General features: G+C 61.5%; 17 protein-coding genes. 10 read left to right on the top strand and 7 right to left on the bottom strand.

Translation table 11 applies throughout. The features are described from left to right. Nucleotides 1-176: 176 nt before the first annotated feature. From rpmH to ACRQEC_RS03285, 8 genes are all read left to right on the top strand, one after another. Nucleotides 177-317 carry a 50S ribosomal protein L34 gene (rpmH, locus tag ACRQEC_RS03320; protein ID WP_039898524.1) on the top strand — a complete coding sequence of 47 codons (141 nt, stop codon included), beginning with the start codon at nt 177-179 and terminating at the stop codon, nt 315-317. After that, nucleotides 318-767: a ribonuclease P protein component gene (rnpA, locus tag ACRQEC_RS03315; protein ID WP_435714722.1), complete on the top strand. Its 450-nt coding sequence runs from the start codon at nt 318-320 to the stop codon at nt 765-767. Beyond that, nucleotides 764-1,141, top strand: coding sequence for a membrane protein insertion efficiency factor YidD (yidD, locus tag ACRQEC_RS03310; RefSeq protein ID WP_284889885.1), 378 nt, complete (start codon nt 764-766; stop codon nt 1,139-1,141). Before rnpA ends, yidD begins: the two co-directional genes overlap by 4 nt. Nucleotides 1,142-1,152: 11 nt before the next feature. Next, on the top strand, nt 1,153-2,280 hold the full coding sequence (yidC, locus tag ACRQEC_RS03305; protein WP_284889886.1) for a membrane protein insertase YidC: 1,128 nt from the start codon (nt 1,153-1,155) through the stop codon (nt 2,278-2,280). Between the two features lie 112 nt (nt 2,281-2,392). Beyond that, nucleotides 2,393-2,893 carry a Jag family protein gene (locus ACRQEC_RS03300; protein ID WP_016442050.1) on the top strand — a complete coding sequence of 167 codons (501 nt, stop codon included), beginning with the start codon at nt 2,393-2,395 and terminating at the stop codon, nt 2,891-2,893. A 21-nt stretch (nt 2,894-2,914) separates the two neighbouring features. Further along, nucleotides 2,915-3,565 carry a 16S rRNA (guanine(527)-N(7))-methyltransferase RsmG gene (gene rsmG, locus ACRQEC_RS03295; RefSeq protein ID WP_284889887.1) on the top strand — a complete coding sequence of 217 codons (651 nt, stop codon included), beginning with the start codon at nt 2,915-2,917 and terminating at the stop codon, nt 3,563-3,565. A 285-nt stretch (nt 3,566-3,850) separates the two neighbouring features. Then, the gene (locus ACRQEC_RS03290) at nt 3,851-4,792 is read left to right on the top strand and encodes a ParA family protein (protein WP_284889888.1); all 942 of its coding nucleotides are present in this window, start codon (nt 3,851-3,853) and stop codon (nt 4,790-4,792) included. Between the two features lie 12 nt (nt 4,793-4,804). Next, nucleotides 4,805-6,223 carry a ParB/RepB/Spo0J family partition protein gene (locus ACRQEC_RS03285; RefSeq protein WP_284889889.1) on the top strand — a complete coding sequence of 473 codons (1,419 nt, stop codon included), beginning with the start codon at nt 4,805-4,807 and terminating at the stop codon, nt 6,221-6,223. Between the two features lie 539 nt (nt 6,224-6,762). Here ACRQEC_RS03285 and ACRQEC_RS03280 read toward each other — a convergent pair. The 7 genes from ACRQEC_RS03280 to ACRQEC_RS03250 form a co-directional block, all read right to left on the bottom strand. Continuing rightward, nucleotides 6,763-7,782 (bottom strand): D-alanine--D-alanine ligase family protein, encoded by a 1,020-nt coding sequence (locus ACRQEC_RS03280; RefSeq protein ID WP_284889890.1) that lies wholly within the window; start codon nt 7,780-7,782, stop codon nt 6,763-6,765. 27 nt (nt 7,783-7,809) lie between these two features. After that, entirely contained in the window at nt 7,810-9,093 is a 1,284-nt protein-coding gene (locus ACRQEC_RS03275) for an aminotransferase-like domain-containing protein (protein WP_026428907.1), read from the bottom strand. Nucleotides 9,094-9,332: 239 nt separating this feature from the next. Continuing rightward, a complete protein-coding gene (locus ACRQEC_RS03270) occupies nt 9,333-10,064 on the bottom strand; it encodes a YbbN family protein (protein ID WP_284889891.1) in 732 nt (243 codons plus the stop codon). Nucleotides 10,065-10,187: 123 nt separating this feature from the next. Next, complete coding sequence (gene trxB, locus ACRQEC_RS03265; protein ID WP_284889892.1) at nt 10,188-11,162, bottom strand: thioredoxin-disulfide reductase; 975 nt, start codon at nt 11,160-11,162, stop codon at nt 10,188-10,190. A 176-nt stretch (nt 11,163-11,338) separates the two neighbouring features. Next, a complete protein-coding gene (locus ACRQEC_RS03260) occupies nt 11,339-13,978 on the bottom strand; it encodes a protein kinase family protein (RefSeq protein ID WP_284889893.1) in 2,640 nt (879 codons plus the stop codon). A gap of 36 nt (nt 13,979-14,014) precedes the next feature. Then, the gene (locus tag ACRQEC_RS03255; RefSeq protein WP_301575038.1) at nt 14,015-16,627 is read right to left on the bottom strand and encodes a DUF6049 family protein; all 2,613 of its coding nucleotides are present in this window, start codon (nt 16,625-16,627) and stop codon (nt 14,015-14,017) included. Continuing rightward, a complete protein-coding gene (locus tag ACRQEC_RS03250) occupies nt 16,624-17,163 on the bottom strand; it encodes an NUDIX hydrolase (RefSeq protein ID WP_026428902.1) in 540 nt (179 codons plus the stop codon). The genes ACRQEC_RS03255 and ACRQEC_RS03250 overlap by 4 nt, the downstream gene beginning before the upstream one ends. Nucleotides 17,164-17,199: 36 nt before the next feature. Between ACRQEC_RS03250 and ACRQEC_RS03245 the strand changes: the two genes are divergently transcribed. Together ACRQEC_RS03245 and ACRQEC_RS03240 are read left to right on the top strand one after the other, a co-directional pair. Then, the gene (locus ACRQEC_RS03245; protein WP_407707001.1) at nt 17,200-18,693 is read left to right on the top strand and encodes a CCA tRNA nucleotidyltransferase; all 1,494 of its coding nucleotides are present in this window, start codon (nt 17,200-17,202) and stop codon (nt 18,691-18,693) included. Continuing rightward, nucleotides 18,690-19,988: an MFS transporter gene (locus tag ACRQEC_RS03240; protein ID WP_284889896.1), complete on the top strand. Its 1,299-nt coding sequence runs from the start codon at nt 18,690-18,692 to the stop codon at nt 19,986-19,988. Before ACRQEC_RS03245 ends, ACRQEC_RS03240 begins: the two co-directional genes overlap by 4 nt. The last annotated feature ends 215 nt before the right edge of the window (nt 19,989-20,203 follow it).

Here is a 20,203-nt window from a genome sequence, read left to right as displayed (position 1 = left end):
TCTCACAGTGATCATCCTTGAGATAACGGTCACCGCGCGCTAAAAACCTTTGACTCACCGGCCTGATCTCGCGTAAAGTCATCTAGTCCATGCGTGGTTCAGCCGCGCGTTATTTGTCAAGAAGGGCCGCCACCGCTTGTGGATAAGCCCGTCAATATCTAGTGGAGGGGATCACCGTGGTTAAGCGGACTTTCCAGCCGAATAATCGCCGTCGCGCTAAGGTACACGGTTTCCGCAAGCGCATGTCGACCCGCGCGGGTCGCGCTGTTCTGGCAGCTCGCCGTCGCAAGGGTCGCGCCAAGATTTCGGCTCAGTAAATGCTTCCAGCCGTTCACCGCATGCGGAGTTCGGCGGATTTCGACTCGGCCTTTTCCGGAGCGCGCGGCTCTGCCCGGCGCGTCCAAGTCATCCTCGGCTCCCAGTCGGAATCGACCCTAACCGGCCCTCACCCTGTGCGGGTCGGTTTTGTCGTATCCAAAGCTGTGGGAAATTCCGTGGTGCGGCATCGGGTATACCGGCAACTGCGCCATCTTATGCGTGCGCGCCTAAGTTTTTTCGACGACGGCGATCTCGTCGTCGTTCGAGCTTTTCCCGCCGCGGCGGGAAGCAGCAGCGCGCAACTCGGTGAGGACCTGGACCGCGCGCTTGCCAAGGCACGGGCGCAAGCAGCGCGGACGCACGAAGCGCGCACGCACCAAAGTGCGGATCTAGCAGGGCACACGCAAAGAGCGGGCACGCAAGAAACGCGGGCGGTGAAAGCGTTATGACGCACACGCCGGCAAGCGCGCAACCGGAACGGCACGGCAAAGAAAGCCTGCTGGTGCGGGCGGTGCGCTGGTACCAACGCACGATCTCAGCCGCGCGCCCCCCGCGGTGCCGCTACGCACCGAGCTGTTCGGCCTATGCGATACAAGCCATACAGATTCACGGGACCGGCAAAGGTACACTTTTAACCGTGTGGCGCTTGCTACGGTGCAACCCGTTGACGAAGGGCGGCGTAGATAGAGTGCCACCGCCGGGTCAGTGGCCAAGCAAACCATTGGACCAAGATGAGCTTCTCGAGCTTTACGCCAAAGAAGACGCCTTAGACGATACGAACAACGCTACGGGTAATCCCCAGCGGGAACACCCAGCAGCGTGAGGAGAAACTAAGTGGATACAATTCTCGCTCCGTTTATGTGGGCGGTCTCGTGGGTGATGTACGGCATCCACGAAGGACTCGTACTCCTGGGAATGAACCAGGGCGCCGGGCCGGCGTGGGTCTGCGCCATTATCGGGCTGACCATTGTGGTTCGTCTGCTCATCTTGCCGCTGTATAACCGGCAGATTCGTGCTTCGCGGGCAATGCAGGTGCTGCAACCCGATATTCAGAAGTTGCAGAAGAAGTACAAGGGGAAGCGGGACCAGGTGTCCATGCAGCGCCAGCAGGAAGAACTGCAGGCGCTCTACCGCAAACACGGGGCCTCCCCCATGGCATCCTGCTGGCCGATGCTGGTGCAGATGCCGATTCTCTTCTCCCTGTACCGGGTGCTGATTAATTTCCCCTCCATCGCTAATGGCAAGCGTGGCCCCATCGGGCCGATCACCCAGCCGGTGGCGCAGTCCTTCGAGGAGACCACGTTCTTCGGCGCCCCCATGTCGGCCACCATTTCAACCGCGGGCCAATTTGCCAATGCCACGCAGGTGCGGATTGTCGCCGTCGTTCTGGTGATCATCATGATCCTCAGCATGTTCTGGACGCAGCGTCAGCTCATGACGAAGAATATGCCGGAACAAAAGGATCCGAATAACGCTGCTCTGCGCATGCAGCGCATGATGCTCTACGGCATGCCACTGATCTATGTGTTCTCCGGCGCGGTGTTCCCGGTGGGCGTGCTCATCTACTGGTGCGCCGGCAACCTGTGGAATATGGGTCAGCAGAGCTGGTTCATTCGCCATAATCCGACTCCCGGTTCGCGGGCCTATATTGAGCGGGAAAAGCGGATCCTGGAAAAGCGCAAGCGCAAGGGGCTCACCGATGAGGAAATTGCGGAACTGGAAGAGCAGGAGCAGAAGGGCGGCCAGCGCTACCAGCCGATGAGCAAGGAACGCGCGAAGAAAGCCGGGCTGAGTCCGGATGCTTATATGCCGCGCCCGGAAGATGAGGATGAGGACGATAAGCCCGCCGTCGGCAAAGATGGTTTGACGGATGAAGAACGCGCCCGCAAGCGCTACGAACGCCGCCAGGCAGAACGGGCCCGGGCCCGCGCCAAGAAGAACAAGAAAAACCGCGGGAAATAACACCCGGCGACCGGCGTAGAACAAGCTAAACTTAGTCAAAGAAAAGGAACGGACGGGTTGCGCAAAATCTTGGCAGCCCCAGAAGGGGATCCCCCGGATACCAGGAGAAAGAATGAGCGAAACGTCTGAGGATATTAAGAAGCTTGATCGCGAAGGCGATATTGCGGCTGACTACCTCGAAGAACTGCTGGATATTGCTGATCTCGACGGCGATATTGATATCTCGATTGACGAAGATCGTGCCACGATCGCCATTGTCACCGAGGGTGAAGCCGATGAGCGGCTGCGCCGCCTGGTGGGCCGGCACGGTGCCACTCTCAACGCGCTCCAGGATCTGACCCGCCTCGCGGTTCAGGAAAAGACCGGGGAACGCTCGCGGCTCATGCTGGATATCGCGGGCTATCGCGATGAACGCCGCGCCAAGATTGAGGAAATCGCCGCGGAAGCCATCCGCGAGGTGCAGGAAACCGGCGATGAAATCGAGCTGGATCCCATGAATCCCTTCGAGCGCAAGGTTGTGCACGACGCCGCTGCTGCCGCCGGGCTCGTTTCCGATTCCGAAGGCGTGGGCGCCGGGCGTCACGTGGTTATCAAGCCCGCGGATGAAGACTAAGGCGAGGATTAATACGCATATATGGCGGAAGAACATCCGATGATCGAGGTTCCTCCTGCCGCCGGTGCCGAGCATTTCGGCACGGCGACATGGGGAACCTTGCTTCATTTTGCGTGCCTGCTCGAAGAAGAGGGCGAGGTGCGCGGGCTTGTGGGGCCGCGCGAACTGGGCCGTTTATGGTCCCGGCACCTACTCAATTCCCTCGCTATTGAGGAATTCATCCCGGCGAATGCCACGGTGGGCGATGTGGGTTCCGGCGCTGGTTTCCCCGGAATTGTGCTGGCGATTGCGCGGCCGGACGTGACCGTGACGTTGATTGAGTCCATGGAGCGGCGCACCGAATGGCTGCGCTATGTGGTGGGCGAGCTGGGTTTGCGGAACGTCAAGGTGCGGACCGCCCGCGCTGAGCAACTCAAAGGCCGGTTCGCGGCGGATATCGTGACCGCCCGCGCGGTGGCTGCACTCAAGAAACTACTGCCGTGGACGATGCCGCTGGTCAAACCCGGCGGACGCCTGGTTGCGCTCAAGGGCGAGCGAGCCGCCCAAGAAATTGACGACGCCGCAGCGCAGTTGCAGCGTTACGGTGTTGCGGAGGTTGCGGTTCATACTGTGGTGCCCTTTGGAACAGACGAGGCTACTCGGGTGGTCGAGGTGCTCAAGAAGGCTTCGTAAGTCAGGCGGGCGTGTTGCTGGGTTGCTGGGTTACTGAGTTACTGGGCTTCGGAACTTGGTTGCTCGGGACTTGGTTTTCCATGACTTAGTTGTGCGGCTTTGTGGTCGGGTTTCATAAAGGAAGTGTGCCGGTTTTATAAGGGACGCAGTCTGGTTTGGCCGCGTGTATCGAACATGTGTTCGTAGTGGGTGGTGCTTGTGGATAACGTGCGTGATGCAGATGACGGCGGCACAGAGACGGCCTGATACCGGCTAGAATGTTCTGAGGTAAGGAGGGCGTTATTTATGAGTGATCCCCGTAAAAAAGTTGGACGTCGTGCTGCGCCGAGTTCGGCACCTTCGCCTGCACCACAGGATCGGGACACTCCGATCGCCCGCGAACTTCGAGAGGATTTTAAGCGCCTCAAGAAGGTGAAGGCGAGTAAATTCCAGAAGCCGGAACATACCCGCGTTGTTGCAGTGACGAATCAAAAGGGCGGCGTCGGCAAAACCACCACTGCCGTGAATATGGCGGCTGCGCTGGCACTCAATGGGATGCGGGTCTTGCTTGTTGATGCGGATGCGCAGGGTAATGCTTCTACCGGTTTGGGTATTAGCCCACAGGAAGAACGCAACGACGTTTACGAAGTTTTTAAGGGTGAAGCACGGCTCGAGGATGTTCTTATTCAACTCGAGGATATTCCGAATCTCTATGTGGCTCCCTCGAGTATTACTTTGGCAGCCGTTGATTTTGAGTTAGGCCAGGTGCCGGGGCGGTACTCTATTCTGCGCGACGCGATCCGGGAAACAATGGATAGTTTCGCGGCGCAGGGCAAGGCTTTTGACTTTGTGTTTATTGATTGCCCGCCGAGCATGGCTTTGTTACCGGTGAGTGCGCTGGTGGCTGCTGATGAGGTGCTGGTACCGATTCAGGCGGAGTTTTATGCTCTCCAGGGTGTGGCTCAATTAGTACAGACGGTTGAGGATGTGCGCTCGTCTCGCAATGACAAGCTACATATCTCGGCGTTCATTGTGACGATGGTGGATACCCGCACAAATCTGGCGAAGGACGTATCTGAGGAAGTGCGTTCGCACTTTGGTGACCGAGTGCTCCATACGGAGATTCCTCGGTCGGTGGCTGCTGCGGAAGCGCCGTCCTTTGGGAAGAGTGTGCTCACCCACGATCCCCGGAATCGGGCGGCTATTGCCTATCTTGCGGCGGCAAAAGAATTTTCAGCTCTCTCATAGTTAGGAGCCATCGTGGCAACTCGTAAACGGCGTGGTTTAGGCAGTGGGCTCGGTGCCCTCATTCCACCGGAACAGGCAGAGAATACCGAGAGTCCAATTGATATCTTTTTCGGTACGGTGAAGAAGAAGGATTCGGGTTCGCCGGAGGATGCGGGTTCGCGGGAGGCTGCGAGCTCACGGCAGCACGACGATTCTCAGCAGGATGATGCTAATCCCCTCGATCTTGGATATGGCTCGGCGGGTGAGAATGTTTCACGTGAAACATCGGGTGGTTCTCAGCGTACGGCTTCTAAGCCGTCGGCCGCTGCATCTAAGAAGAAGGTGGCTAGCAAGAAGACTCAGGCCAGTAATGGAGCTGTCGAGATCCCGGGTAGTGTAGTCGAATCACCGGCCGTGATAAGCGAGGCGAAGGCTGGTGAAGTTGAGGGTCTTAAGGACACTACGGTAACCGAGGGAACTTCCGTTGTTGAAGCGACTGATAGTACGACGGAGTCTAAGGGTGTCGCGGAAACGGATGCAGCGCAGGCGATCAATGTTTCACGTGAAACATCGGAAGATGACCTTGTTGCAGTACCGGGTGCCACCTACGGCGAGATTGATGTCAATGTCATCGTACCCAATCGAGCGCAGCCGCGTACGAATTTCGATGATGACGATTTAGAAGAGCTCGCACAGTCCATTAAGGAAGTGGGCGTTCTTCAGCCTATTGTTATTCGCCCACTTAGTGAGCCTTTGGATAACCATCCGGATGCTCGATACGAACTCATTATGGGCGAGCGGCGCTGGCGGGCGACCCAGCGGGCGGGCTTGACGCGTATTCCTGCCATTATTCGGCGCACCTCTGATGAAGATTTGCTCCGTGATGCACTTCTTGAGAATCTGCACCGCGCTGACCTCAATCCCTTGGAAGAGGCGGCTGCCTATCAGCAGTTACTTGAGGACTTCCAATGTACGCAAGACGAACTGGCGAAGAGGATTGCACGGTCGCGCCCGCAAATCACTAACACTTTGCGACTTCTGAAACTTCCGGCGTTGGTGCAGCGCAGAGTAGCAGCGGGCGTGCTATCTTCCGGGCATGCGCGTGCACTTCTCGGTCTTGCCGACGCTGGTGCAATGGAGCGGCTGGCACAGCGGATCGTGGCAGAAGGATTATCTGTCCGCGCTGTTGAGGAGATCGTTGCTCTTGGCGATGAATCGACCCCGGCTTCGGTTCGCCGAGTGCGCGTGAAGCGCTATGAAAACGAATTGAGTTCGGTAGCAACGCAATTGGGCGACCGGCTCAATACTCGTGTGAAGGTCGATATGGGCCGAACCAAGGGAACCATGCGCATTGACTTCGGTTCACTTGAGGATCTCAATCGTATTTTGAGCGTGCTGGCGCCGGATGTTACAGGTGTAGAAATTCCCGAAGAGGGCAGTAACAAAGAGTAGACAGCGGGTCCTTTGATTGCGGGGCAATGTTTCACGTGAAACATTGCCCCGCTTCCTTATTTAAACAGAGATCCTTTATGCGGGATCGATGCCGTCAGGTGTGGCTGGAAACTAACGGAGAAACCACGCATGACTCGTGCAATTTTAGTGACCCGGTTTTTTGGTTTTCGGGGTTTGGGGAGTGATCGGAGCGGCGGTTCGCGGTGCTGTTACCGACAGTAGAAATTGGGCTACTTTTCGACCGCTGCTTACACAGAAGAATCGGATAGGTGAAGTTTTGCGGAGGATGTTTCACGCGAAACATCCTGGCGCACACATCTACGTAGCTCGAGTCCTCGCGGCTTGAGTGACTACTACAGCGAATACTGCATTGCGCGAAGGGTAGGTCGAATTTGCATTTTGCCGGCGGTAATGTGTAATTCCCACGGAGCTAATCGCGCAGATTGAACGTGCGCCTAGCATTACGAAAACGAAAGCGGGCAATGTTTCACGTGAAACATTGCCCGCCGGGTGGAGACTTGCCTGGAGTTCCTATGCTGCTACTTCGCCATTTCGGGGAGGTCTTCCGGCTCGCTGACATCCCGATTCGCTGCCCGGTGCAGGATTTGCAGGTAGAGTGATTCGGGACTTGTCCCATTCTCCCGCGCATATGCTTCAACGGCTTGGGGAAGCAGCGAGGTCTCCGTCATTCCCGGTGCAATATTCACATCGATGACATACGGAGTACCGTCCTTCACGATGAGGTCAATCCGGGAAACATCGCGAAGTCGGAGGGTGGTATGTGCCGTAAGTGCAGCTTCGGTAACCCGCGCCTTTTCCTCGTCAGAAAGACGAGCGGGCACATAGTACTTAGCTCGGCCGGCGAAGTAGCGCGCGTCGTAATCATAAGGACCATCGGTTTCAATTTCGACCGGGGGAAGCGCGATAGGCCCGTCGGCCCCGTCAATAACCGAAACGGAAACTTCTGTTCCGTCGATAAAGGTTTCGACATGCGCTTCTTCCCCGTAGGCGAAGCAATCGACCATCGCGCGGGGAAGGTCCCCCGGCTTGTCAACGATGGTCACTCCCAGTGCTGACCCACCTAAATTCGGCTTCACGACCAGCGGGAATTCATAGCGTTCTCCGAGGAGATCAAGAATTGGCGCCACTCCGACTTCACGGAAAAGAGCTTCCGGGAAGCTGACCGACCACGGCACCGCAAGCCCGGCGTGGCGCAAAAGCGATTGTGCGACCGTTTTATTAGAGGCGATTCGGGCGGCGTTCGCCGTCGACCCTACAAAACGGTACCCGCTGAGAGAGAGCAGATCTTGAAGAGCTCCGTCTTCTCCGGTCGCACCGTGTACCAAAGGCCACACCACCGTGGGATTCATGGAGCTGAGGCGCTGGAGCAGGGTTGCATCAACATCGAGAACCTTGACCTGCGCGCCCGCCTCCCGCAGGAGCGTGGCGACCCGACGCCCCGAACTTAGCGACACATCGCGTTCGTGCGTGAGACCACCGGCAAGAATAGCAACGGTAAGAATATTGTCCATTTTCCCTCCGGACTTCACTCTACTCATCACTGATGAGAACCGATAGCAATCGAATTATTTCGTTGCCTGTGGCGAGGAATCATCCACGCCGAACATCTGGACCAGGTCATTTTCTTGGCTAATAACTTCGCCAAGCCTGCGCACGCCCTCGGTAATGCGTTCCGGGGTGGGGTAGCAGAAGGACAGCCGCATATGGTCAGTACCCTGGCCATCGGCGAAGAAAGCAGTGCCGGAAACATACGCGACGAGGTTCTTCACCGCGCGGGGAAGCATCTCATGCGCATTGAGGCCGCCGGGTAGTTTGACCCAGGTATAGAAGCCACCGCGCGGTTTGTTCCACGTGCACATGGGCATGTACTTTTCGAGCGCGGCCTGCATGGCCTGCCCACGCTCGGCGTACATGCCGCGGTATTCCTTGACCTGCTGATACCAGTCATAGGTGCGCAGATATTCCGCGATAGCGAGCTGGCCGAAGGTGGTCGGGCACAGAATCGCATTTTCCGCGGCGAGGGTGAGACGCGCGCTCAGTGCAGCCGGGGCCAACGCCCAGCCCACCCGGAATCCCGGCGCGAAGGTCTTGGAGAAGGATCCCAGGTACACAACACCATCCGGGTTGAAGGTCTGGATGGCCGGAATCGGATCGCCGTCGAAACCAAGCAGACCATAGGGATTATCTTCCACGATAAGAACATGGTGCTCATCGCAGATCTCGGCAATGCGCCGGCGGCGTTCCTCGGATTGGCTCACACCGGCCGGGTTGTGGAAATTGGGGATGGTGTACAGGAACTTGATCGGCTTCCCGACGGCTTCCAGATCTTTGATGGTTTCCTCAAGCTGTTCGGGAATCAGGCCGTTGGCATCCATTTCCACGTGGACCACATGGGCTTGGTACGCCCGGAAAGTTCCCAGCGCCCCAACATAGGAAGGCGCTTCGGCAATAACAACATCGCCCGGGTTAATGAAGATTTGGGAAACGAGATCGAGGGCTTGCTGGCTACCGGTCGTAATATTGATGTCGTCCGGATGGGCGCGGATACCTTCGGGCCGCATGACCTCCACGATCATCTCGCGAAGCTCTTCGGTGCCCTGACCGCCGCCGTACTGTAGCATTTTAGCGCCATTGTTCCGGATGAGTCGCGCGGTCATATCCGCGAGGAAGTCTAAAGGTAGCCCGCTAATATTAGGCATTCCCCCTGCAAGAGATACAACTTCGGGGCGATTTGCAACTGCGAAAAGCTGACGAACCTCAGATTGCTTCATTCCTAAAGCTCGATCAGCATAGACATTGTACCATGGATCAAGTCTGGTAAATCCGGGACCGGCGTGCTGCTCGCCCATACGTTCTCCTTCTCTTTTAACACACTAAGTGTGCCACGCTCGGGGCTGCGATAAAACAATGTCCGCCGGTGTGCTTCGCGCGTCACTCAATCGCGAGGCACCACAGTATTGCCACGAGACAATCACGGGACCACCGCGGCGCTCCCGCGGCGCGACCGCGGAACTATCGCCGGCCCGGACGTGTGAGTCCTATGGGGTAGTAGCGTACCCGCAAAGAAAGGCCCGTGTCAGCACCGCGTTTATTCGGAAGCCGCGAGTTTCCCGAGTTTCCCGACTTTCGCAAGTCTCGCGAGGCCGGGGAGCTGGGCCATAAGTTCAGCGCGGATTTCAAGTTTGGGAACCAGCCCCGCAAACCGCGCATATTCCTTGCCCTGGTAGACAAGGAGCAGGGTCGGCAGCCACTCGAGCCGCGGGATAAAAGAAGCGACTTCCTCCCACGGATTTGCCGAGCGAATTTCTGGAACGCCACCATTCGCAGGGCGAGAATCCGAAGCACCAGAATCGGAAGTGCCAGTATCTGTGGCGCAAGTGTCGCCGGAATCGGTATGTGCGGGGTCGCTAACGATGGGATCACTATTCGCGGGGTTACTATCAGCGAAGTCACCAGCGGCCGGCTCATCTTCCGCGGGATCGATACCTCCATAGCCCAGAGCATGTTGAATTGCGCGGGTTACTTCCGCGGAGAGCTCGGAAAAGTCGATCCGATGTTCTGGAGCGCCGCCGGGCAGAATGTGCTGCATCTCGGCATCCGCTCCGGTAGCAGCAGTGGTTTCGGAGCCGCGCCGTGGGCTTACGGGTGGCTGGGTGAGAACGTTCAGATTGACGCACCACGCGTCGAAGCTTACGTCCGATACTAAACGATGAAGGTCGACGACGCTCTCCTCGAAAATCACGCGCATTGGCCCATCATAGGGAACCCACGAAGCTGTAAAGAGCAGCAAGGTTGGAACCTCGGGTCGATACGTGGGCATGGCACCTTCTTCCGGCCGGCGGGTGGGAACCTTAGCCACCATCCTAAACGCGAACCGGCGAGGCGGATCAGATATTCACCTCGCCGGTTCCACATATATAAATGAGCGGTACCCCGCGCTGAGTTACGCTGCGCTCCCACCTGCGGCAGCCTGCTGGGCCGCGAGGTTCTCCAGGTAGCGTTCTGCATCGAGAGCCGCCCGGCACCCGGTGCCAGCTGCGGAAATGGCCTGACGGTAGTACCGATCCACGACATCCCCGCAGGCGAAAACTCCGGGAATTGAGGTTTCGGTGTGCGGGTGGTTCACGACGATATAGCCGCCGTCGTCCAATTTAAGCTGCCCCCCAAGAATTTCCGTACGCGGGAGGTGACCGATGGCCACGAAAAGGCCGGTCACATCGAGGTTCGAATCTTCCCCGGTCACGTTGTTGTGGAGGGTGAGCGCGTTCATGGAGCCGCCGTCTTCCCCGCGAATATCGGTGACTTCGCTGTTCCAGTGCATGACGATCTTGGGGTCGGCCAGGAGGCGGTCCGCCATGATCTTCGAGGCGCGCAGTTCGTCGCGCCGGTGGATCACGTGTACCTTAGTCGCGAAGCGGGTGAGGAAGAGGGCGTCCGTGACGGCGCTATCCCCGCCGCCCACCACGGCGATTTCCTGATCCTTAAAGAAGAAGCCATCGCAGGTGGCGCAGTAGGAAACCCCGCGGGAGGCGAACATGGTTTCGCCATCCAGACCGAGCTTCTTGTAGGCCGACCCGAGAGCCAGGATGACCGTGCGGGCCCGGAATTCGGATTCATCGGTGCGCACGATCTTGACATCGCCGCTCAGGTCCATGGAGAGGGCGTCGTCGTACTCCATTTCGGCACCGAATTTTTCTGCCTGCTGCTGCATATTGGCCATGAGGTCGGGCCCGAAAATTCCATCCGGGAAGCCGGGGTAGTTTTCCACCTCGGTGGTGGTCATGAGTGCGCCGCCGGCATCGATGGCGCCGCCGATCACCAGCGGTTTCAGGCCCGCGCGTGCGGTGTACAGCGCGGCGGTCCAGCCCGCCGGCCCCGATCCGACAATGATGACGTCACGAATATCGCTCTCGGTCATATTTCTCCTGTGTTCTTGTGAGTGAGCGTGCCGCGTTGCGCGAGCACACCGCTCCCCATCGGGCACATCATTGGGTACAACGTCCCGGGGTACATGGCTATTCCCGGCCGGCCGTAAATACCGGATGTAAACACTGCCTATAAACGCCGGCTGTAAACACCTTCTGTAAACACCGTTTACTTCACGGTGATCTCAGAAATCTGCAACTTGAACTGCCCGGCCGCATTCTTTGGCAATTCAGTGAACCACAACACCACGTGATCACTGTTTACTGGTGTTGGTGCAGTAAGCGTTGTTTTCGCGCTCATCGGGCCCTCGGTTACCACAGTGCCACCGCTAGGCTGATCCGCGGTGGTGTCACGCCACTGCACATTCCCGCCCTGGCCGTTTAGCTGCAAGGTCACTTCCTTGACGGTGGACGGCTTCGCCAAGCGCAACTCAATCCCGACTCCATCCTTGAGCAGGCCAAACTTCGGATTGCGCAGGTATTCCCAACTGGCCCATTCCGTTGCCGGATTCTTGTCAATGGCCAGCGGGAGCGTCTTCGGATAATCCTCATCCGCCTCACTCTTCTGCGGATTGAGAAGATTCGCCGAAACGATCTGCGGCGTTGCGGAGCTGGGCGAGGGCGCGGCACTGGCACCCGGCTGGGCGCCCTGGACCTCCGAACCTTGCGCATCGGCCGAGGCAGAAGGCGCGGCGGAAATCACCGGCGGGCGGGTGGACACATCCGTGGGCCGGAAGAAGGTTGTCACGGCGAAGTACAAAGCGACTGCGACCAGGCCGATTGCGCCCGCAACAATGAGCTTGGAGGAATCAAAAATGCGCGAGCCGAGAGCCCGCCCGTTTTCTTCATCGGCGATAATCGGACGCGAAGGAGCGGGCGGCCGGGTGGCCGGCTTGCGATCCCCGCGGGTGCGGGCAGCGACTTTCGCCGGAGCTGCGCTCGCGCGCGCGGCTGCCGAAACCGGGTGAATCCGGGGTGCCGCCTGAGGAGCGGTGGACGCAGGTGTGGCGGTTGCGGGAACGGCAGCTCCGGCCGCCGCGGTGGTTATATTCGCCCGCTCAGATTGGCCCGCATCCTCCTCATCGCCGACGTTCATAATGGAACGCCGCTGCGGGCTCGCCTTGCTGTGAACACTGTTTATCGCAACCGTGGGAGCGGAATCGCGCTCGCGTTCCGCTGCGGCAGCTTCGCGTTCTGCGTTTTCGTGCCGAGCGGCTTCGCGTTCAGCAGCGGCACGCGCAGCGGCTTCGTGTTCCGCCGCCTCGCGTTCGCATTCTTCCAGCTCACGTTCCGCTTCGCGCAGCGAGGGGAAATGCGGCTGGAACCGCGGCGTTGCAGCATCTTGAGCGACGACGCCGCCACCGGCAGCATGACCACTGTGGCTATCAATGTTGATGGGGTGAGTTTCCTCAGTCTTGGTTTCACCACGATGGGCGTAAACAGTGTTTACTTCGGTTTCCTCGATGGGGGAATCCTGTGCCGGAAGTTGCTCGCCGTGAAGCTCAGAGCCGGTCGTGGATCCAGCCACGGAGCTAGCCTCGGAACCAGGCTCAACATCGCCCTCGGAACCACTCTCGGAGTCAAGTTCAGAACTACTCTCCGAACCACTCTCGGTTTCCTCCTCATCGCGGAATTCCTCCGGCGATACCCACTGCGGGTGGAGCTCCACCTCCGGAGCTGCGGTAATACCCAATTCAGTATCAACGTCGCCCTCGAAATTCGCCCCGTATACGCCCTCGGGATCCAATTCCTGGGATCCAATAGCGGAGGAGGCCGATGCTGCGGAGGGCGCCACGGGAGTCGCATCAGCTTCCAATGTTTCATCGGCTTCGGATCGTTCGCCGGCTTCGACTGGCTCACCAGGATCATCGGATCGCTCGCCGGTTTCGGAAGCCTCGCCAGATGCACTGGTGGCAGCTGCGGCGTCGTCGTTCTCAGAATCTTCGGCGCCGAAGGAAACGTGACTGGAGCCCAAGGTGACGCGGCCAATCGCGCCCCCGCGCACGTGTCCGCCCAGCGGGTCGAAACCGAAACGGGAATCCCCGCCGCCGGGCAGCTGTGGCGCCACCAGTACCGGATCGGGGAATTCCCGCAGGTCAGGCCGGTTGAAGGGCACAAGGCTGCGCAATACCTCCCCGGGGGAAAGCAAGCGCTCCGGGGAAAGGGTGCGCCGGAAAACCTCCCGAATATCGTCGGGCAGCGAATCATCGCGGGCCAGCGCTTCGAGGGTGGTCTCATCCGCCTGGGCGCCCTCGAGCAGGGTCGCCAGGAACAGCACCAGGTCCGCGGCCTCGGCGTTATTGAGGCTGGCCGGATCGTATTCATCCGTGCGCGCACCGGCCAGAGCTGCGTCAATACCGATGCCGTCCAGGTACACGTCGCCGGCATCGCCCACCCGCACGCGCGAGGGTGTAATGCGCAAATGCCGCATACCGCGCCCGGAAACCTGGGTGAGAATCGCGGCGAGCTCGCACACCACGGCCTTGGCCTGCTCGGGCGCAAAACCCTCACCGTGCACGTACCCGGTCAGCGAGGTGCCTAGCGGAATCTCGCTCACCACGAAATTTTCGCCAACAGAGAGCGTGCGCACGATATGCGCGTCATCGAGCAACCCGGTGCGCCGCGCCGCGTCCAAAGCATCCGCGCGCGTGGGAATATCCCCGATGAGCAGCACCCGCACCGCGGTGCCGAGCGCGTCATCCACGGCGTACCACTGCTCGGTACCCGCAATATCGAGTTGCTCCTCGTACAAATTCTCCAGGCGGTAGCGACCGGCGAGAGTCATGCCCCTGGTTCCGATGGCGCTCACAGTTCCTCCTTGCCGTGCCTCGCGGCCACATTACTCCTATGGTATTTCGTGTTCCTCGCGCAGTTTATCGACGGCGCGCGGCCCGGCTTCTTCCGCCGCGCTAGCCTCACGTAAATTGTGGAGATGTTTTTCAGGGTCGACGCCGCCCGAACGCCGCCCGCTGCGCAGGCTGCGTGCGATCCCACCGAGCAAGAGCACCCCGAGGAGCGCGCCAATAATATACGTCCCCGTGGTTTCCCAGCCGGCGCGCACCCGCACATTAATATCCTGAACCGCGCCGATCGCGGTGCCCACCGGATCGGTGACCGCAGCCGTGACCGTAACATTCCCCGAGCCGGAAGCCTGCACCGGCACCGCCACCGTGACGGAGGCGGCCGGCGGGATGGTTGCCGCAACGGGATCGGAGGGCACAATGCGGAAATCTTCGGCGCGCAATTCCACCACCGCGCCCACCGGAACAGGCAGCGAATTATGCACGTGCACGGGTAAATCCGCGTTTTCCGAAATGATGTTAATCGTGGAGGAGGGCTGGACCGTGACGGCCCCGGCCATCTCCTCGGCGAGTTGCGTGAGCTGAGCGGATAGCTCCTCGCGCTGCGCGTGGTGGTCGCGGAGCGCCACCCCGGCCAATTGCGCGGCGTGATGGGTGACCGGCCCGGTGATACTAGCTGGCACCGGGGTAAGAGCAGCGGTGGTGGAAATGGTGGTGACATGCGCATCGCCGCGGGCCAGCATTGCCGCGGAAATCTCGCCAGGCAGCACGCGCTCCTCGGGAAGCTGGGCACACCCGGCGGCCGGCTTATCAAGAAGATCGCCAGCTCCGGTGGGCGCCAACCACGGCGCGCTCGTGAGTGCCCCGAGTGCGGCCCCAATATCGCGATCCGGCAACGCTCCGGCCCGCGCCAGCGCTCCACTTTCCGGCCGATCCACCAGCACCACCTGGGCGCGCGGCGCGGCCGGCAGTTCCCGGTAGGTGGCGGCCGACAGCGCGAGGGCAGTTTGGCGGGCGTCGATGGCGGAGAGCCGGCTCCCGGCCGCTTCCGGCAAACCTTCCCCACCCCCGGAGGCCAGCATATTTGCCTCGTCTGAACTGGGTAAATAGCCCTGCACCACGGCGGAGAGCACGCCGTCCGCGCGCAGCGCCGCGGCTTCATTAGCACCGGCGCCATCAGCACCGGCGGTTTCGTTTGCATCGCCCGCGCCGCCCGCACTCGCGCCGCCCGCGGCACTCGCCCCGGAATCCTCCACATCACCGCGAGCATCACTGAGCGAACATGTATCACTCCCGTCCGCGGCGAGCGGAATATTCACCCGCCCGCTCGGGCTGAGCCAGGAGGCGTGCTCCGCATCCACATCCGTGGTGATAAGCGCCGCGGCCCCGGCATCGCGCAGCGCCCGCGCGGTGGCCCGATCCACCCCCAGCGCCGTGACCGCAATATCGGACCGCGCCGCAAATCCGGAAGTTTGCGCCGCCTGCACCGCATCCTGCCGCGCCAGAGCGAGCTTATCCGCACGCGCGGCATGGGTGAGCGCCGCGGCATCCACGTCCGCGCCCAAACCGAAGAACACGCTGGTCCCGGCCGCGGACGCAAAAGTTTGCAACGCGGCCCGTTCCGGATCACCCGCGATGAGCAGCGGATCAACCGCGGCGCTCACCCCCGGGTGCGCAAAATAGTTCAAAGTCTGCAAGCGGTGGGGCAACTGCCCGGCCTCCGCCGCGGAACCCGAAGGCGAAGAGGGAGCCGAAGCCGTGGGCGTTTTACTTGGGGCCGACGGCGCAGCTGGGGAACTCGCCCCCTGCGAAACTGACGGCGCGGAAGGCGCGGCGCTCGCTGCCGGGTCTGCATCGGATGTGGCGCTCGGCGCGGCGGAACTTCCCGCGGTGGCGGAGGCGGCCGGCGGAGAAGCGAGCGTGCCGACCGGAGTACTCGGCGTGGGCGTGCTTGCCGAAGCTGAAGCCGGAGCCGGCGCAGGAGCCGGCGGCTGCGGGCTGGCCGAGGGTGCGGTGAGGCTGGTGTAGACCTGCTCTTCGAGAGCCGGGGCGCTGCCCACATCGCTCAGGGAGCGCGTAACCGGCACAATCGCGCTGATGGGGGCAGGAGCGGCGTCGTCGCCAGGAGCAGTGACAATAAAACTACGGTCGGTGGCAGTTTCCCCGTCCACCACGGCACTCACCTGGACCCCGCGCGGCCCCCACTCGGCGGGAATCCGCTCCCTCGGAATCGAAAATGTGACGCGGGTGGAGGTGCCCGGTGCAATATCCGCATCGGGGGTGAGGGTGTCATACAGGGCCAGGCCGGCGGGTTCCGCGCGCATGAAGCTGAGCACCGCGCTGCGCGAGGAGGGCACGTAGCGCTGGATATAGAGCGACACCGAATTGAGATGGCGGGTTTCCGTGGTGGAATTCGTCACGGTGGCGGTGAGGGTGAGGGTGGCGTCCTTACCGAGCACCGGGGCACCCACGTCCACGATGTCTACGCTAGGTACGGCCGCCGGACGCGCGGGAAGAACATGCGCGGGCGAATTTTGCGCGGGCCCCACCTGCGCGGGCCCCACCTGCGCGGCTAGACCTTGCGCACCCGCCAACCCAACAGCACCCAGCGGCACCCAGGCCGCCACGGCCCCGGCCAGCGCGCCCCGCCACATCATTCCTCCCCCGCGAGAATCGCGCGGGCCGAGGCCACGATACGGCGTTCATTGGGATAGGCGAGGCGGGAAGCCACCCGATCCAGGCGTACCCACTCGGCTTTTTCCGCTTCGTGATCCGGGTCGTTATCAACGGTGATATGCCCGGACATCCCCTCCAATAAAAAGTGGTGCACAACTTTATGGACGCGGTGGTTGGTACCGGAGAACCAGTAATCAATGGTGGCCAAATGCATGAGCACCCGCCCGGTAATCCCGGTTTCCTCCGCGATTTCCCGCACGGCGGCTTCTTCGGGTGTTTCATTACCTTCCAGGTGCCCCTTGGGCAGGCACCACTCCAGCCGCCCGCCGCGGTTGCGCCGCGCGATCACCGCCACGTAGGCCTTCCCGCCGCGCACCCCGATCACAATTCCCCCGGCACTCGTTTCGTTCACCACCGGAAGAGAGTGGCGCCGCGCAGAAGCCTGGTGCACGGCAGCGGCGCGCCTCCAGGATCTACGGCCCCCGAACTTGGAGGGCAACGGTGCTGACTTCGACATACCTCTAACACTACAACTAACGGTCAGGGCCCCCAGATGTGGCAACCTTTAAGGGTGACCACTTCTCAACAGACTCCGAAGACTCCAACAACGGACGATATGCCTCCGGGCCAGCGCCGCGCCCTCCTGCTCCTGGCAGGCCAGCGCGCCCTGGCGAATATCCCGGGCGACATCTTGCAACTAGCTTCTATCTTCTCAGATCACGGAGAAGAATTGGCCCTCGTGGGCGGGCCGGTTCGCGATGCCTTCCTCGGCGCCCCCATTCACGACTTCGATCTCACCACCTCCGCCCGCCCGGAAACCACCGAAAAACTCCTCGCCCAGTGGGGAACCACCTGGGATATCGGGCGGGAATTTGGCACGGTGGGGGCGCGGCGCGGTGGCGTCGTCGTCGAAGTAACAACGTACCGCTCCGATACGTACACCATCGGTTCACGCAAACCCGATGTGGATTTTGGTGACAACCTCGAAGGTGACCTCACCCGGCGCGATTTCACCGTCAACGCGATGGCGGTGCGCCTGCCCAGCCTCGAATTGGTGGATCCGTGCGGCGGGGTGGATGACCTCCTCGCCGGGCAGCTGCGCACGCCCGTGACCGCGGCGCAGTCCTTCGATGATGATCCGCTGCGGATTATGCGGGCCGCGCGCTTCGCCGCGCAGCTGCGTTTCGATGTGGCTCCCGATGTGCTGCGGGCCATGGCCGATTACGCCGAGCGCTTGGAGATCGTCTCCCAGGAACGCATCCGCGCCGAACTGGAACGCCTCATGACCGCGCCCGCCCCGCGCCGCGGCATTGAGCTGCTGGTCTACACCGGGGTGGCTGAGCGCGTGCTGCCCGAAATCGCGGCGCTCACCGATACCGTGGACGCCCAGCACCGCCACAAGGACGTGTACCAGCACACCCTCCAGGTGGTCGATAACGCGATCGCGCTGGAGGATGAGGAGGTGCCCGGGCCGGATCTTATTTTGCGCCTGGCCGCGCTGTTCCACGATATCGGTAAACCGGCCACCCGCCGTTTCGAAAGCGATGGTTCGGTCACGTTCCGCCACCACGATGTGGTGGGCGCGAAAATGACGCGCGCGCGCATGCGTGAACTGCGTTTTGATAAAACGACGACGAAAGCCGTGGCGCGGCTGGTCGAGCTGCACCTGCGGGCTTTCGGATTTGGCGAACACGACTGGACCGATAGCGCGGTGCGGCGGTTCGTGCGCGATGCCGGGGAGCTCCTCCCGCGCCTGCTGCGCCTCATCCGCGCGGATATCACCTCCCAGAACCGGCGGCGGGTGGCGCGCCTGCACGCCGCGAATGACGAACTGGAACGCCGCATTATCGAGCTGCGCGAACGCGAGGAACTCGAGGCGGTGCGCCCCGATATTGACGGCACCCGCATTATGGAGCTGCTCGGCCTCGAGCCCGGCCCGCAGGTGGGCAAAGCCCGCCAGTACCTCCTCTCCCTGCGCCTGGACGAAGGCCCGCTGGGTGTGGAGGAAGCCGAAAAGCGTCTGCTGGAATGGTGGGACGCCCAGTGAAACTCGTAGGCGATCTGCGCTCCCTGGCCCGCTCGCGGGGCTTCCTCAAGCTGCTCTCGGTCCGGCTCGTCACCCAGTGCGGGGACGGCATGTTCCAAATCGGCCTGGCTTCGCTTTTCTTCTTCAACCCGGCCGCGAGCGCGGATGTGCACGGGGTGGCGCTGTCCCTCGTGGTGCTGCTGCTGCCGTTCTCTCTGGTGGGGCCTTTTACCGGTCCCTTTATTGACCGGTGGCGCCGCCGCCAGATCCTGGTGTACGGCAATCAGATCCGGGCCGCCCTCACGGCGGCGCTGGTGGTGACCACACTGGCGAATATTGTGTGGCTGACCTACGTGCTGGCTCTCGTGACCCTCGGGCTCAACCGGATTTTGCTGGCGTGTATGAGCGCGGGGCTGCCGAATGTGGTGGAATCGCGCGAGCGGCTCCTGGTGGCGAATTCCCTGGTGCCGACCCTCGGGGGTGCCTCCACCGCGCTGGGCGCGATTCTGGCGTTTTTCCTGCGGCTGGCCCTGCCCGGGGAGGAAATGCAAAAAGTGGGGGCGCTGGTGTGTGCGCTGGCGCTCTACCTGGGCGGATCTGGGGTGGCGAGCCTGCTGGGGCGCGACGAACTAGGCCCGCATACTCGCCCGCGCGGTTCTTTCGGCACCGCTCTTCTCGCGGCGGCGCGCGACCTGGTGGCGGCGCTGCGCTACCTCATTGCCCGGCGCACCCCGGCCGCGGCCCTCACCACCATGTCCCTGCATCGTTTCGTCTACGGAATGCAGCTCATCACCATCGTGCTGGCCGGCCGCAACCTCTACGCCGACCCGGCCAATGCCGACGCCGGCATCGCCTATTTCGGGATGCTGCTGGGCATGATGGTGCTCGGGCACGGGGTGTCGATTATCCTCACGCCCCTCGCCCACGAACGCATGAGCCCGAGCTGGTGGGTGGTATGCGCGCTGGTGGGCGGCACCGCCGGCCAGGCAATCATCGCGGCCACCACGAACCTGACCTGGGTGATGGCCGGGCTCTTTATTTTCGGGATCGGGGTGCAGGGCGCCAAAATCGCGGTGGATACCATCGTGCAATCCGATACCGCGGATGCCTTCCGCGGCCGCGCCTTCTCCATTTACGACGTCCTATTCAATATCTCGGAATGCATCGCCGCCGGGGTGGCGATCCTGGTGCTACCGACCATCGGGTGGTCGCGCGAGGTGCAGCTCGCCCTCATCGTGATGGTGTGGTGCGTGGCCGGCGCGTACGCGCTGTTCGTGCGCGCCAGCGGCGGGCGGCCCGCCCCGGTTACGCCCTAGCCGCGACTGTTCCGCGCTAACTGCGGTGGTTCCGGTCTAGCTGCCGCGGTTTCGCTCGCGTCGCCGCGTTTGTGGTACGACGCCGCCACCGCGGCCCGCGTGCTCCTTTCCCCGCGGGGCGCGGGAATCCGTGCGAGCCGCGGAAAACTGGCAAGATAAAGACGTACACGACCCGGCGCGCATCCGCCACCGGGACTCCCACCAGGACGGAGGAT

It is taken from the genome of Actinotignum saccati, from assembly GCF_051265055.1.
Classification (GTDB): domain Bacteria; phylum Actinomycetota; class Actinomycetes; order Actinomycetales; family Actinomycetaceae; genus Actinotignum.
This window is presented reverse-complemented; position numbering and strand designations above follow the sequence as displayed.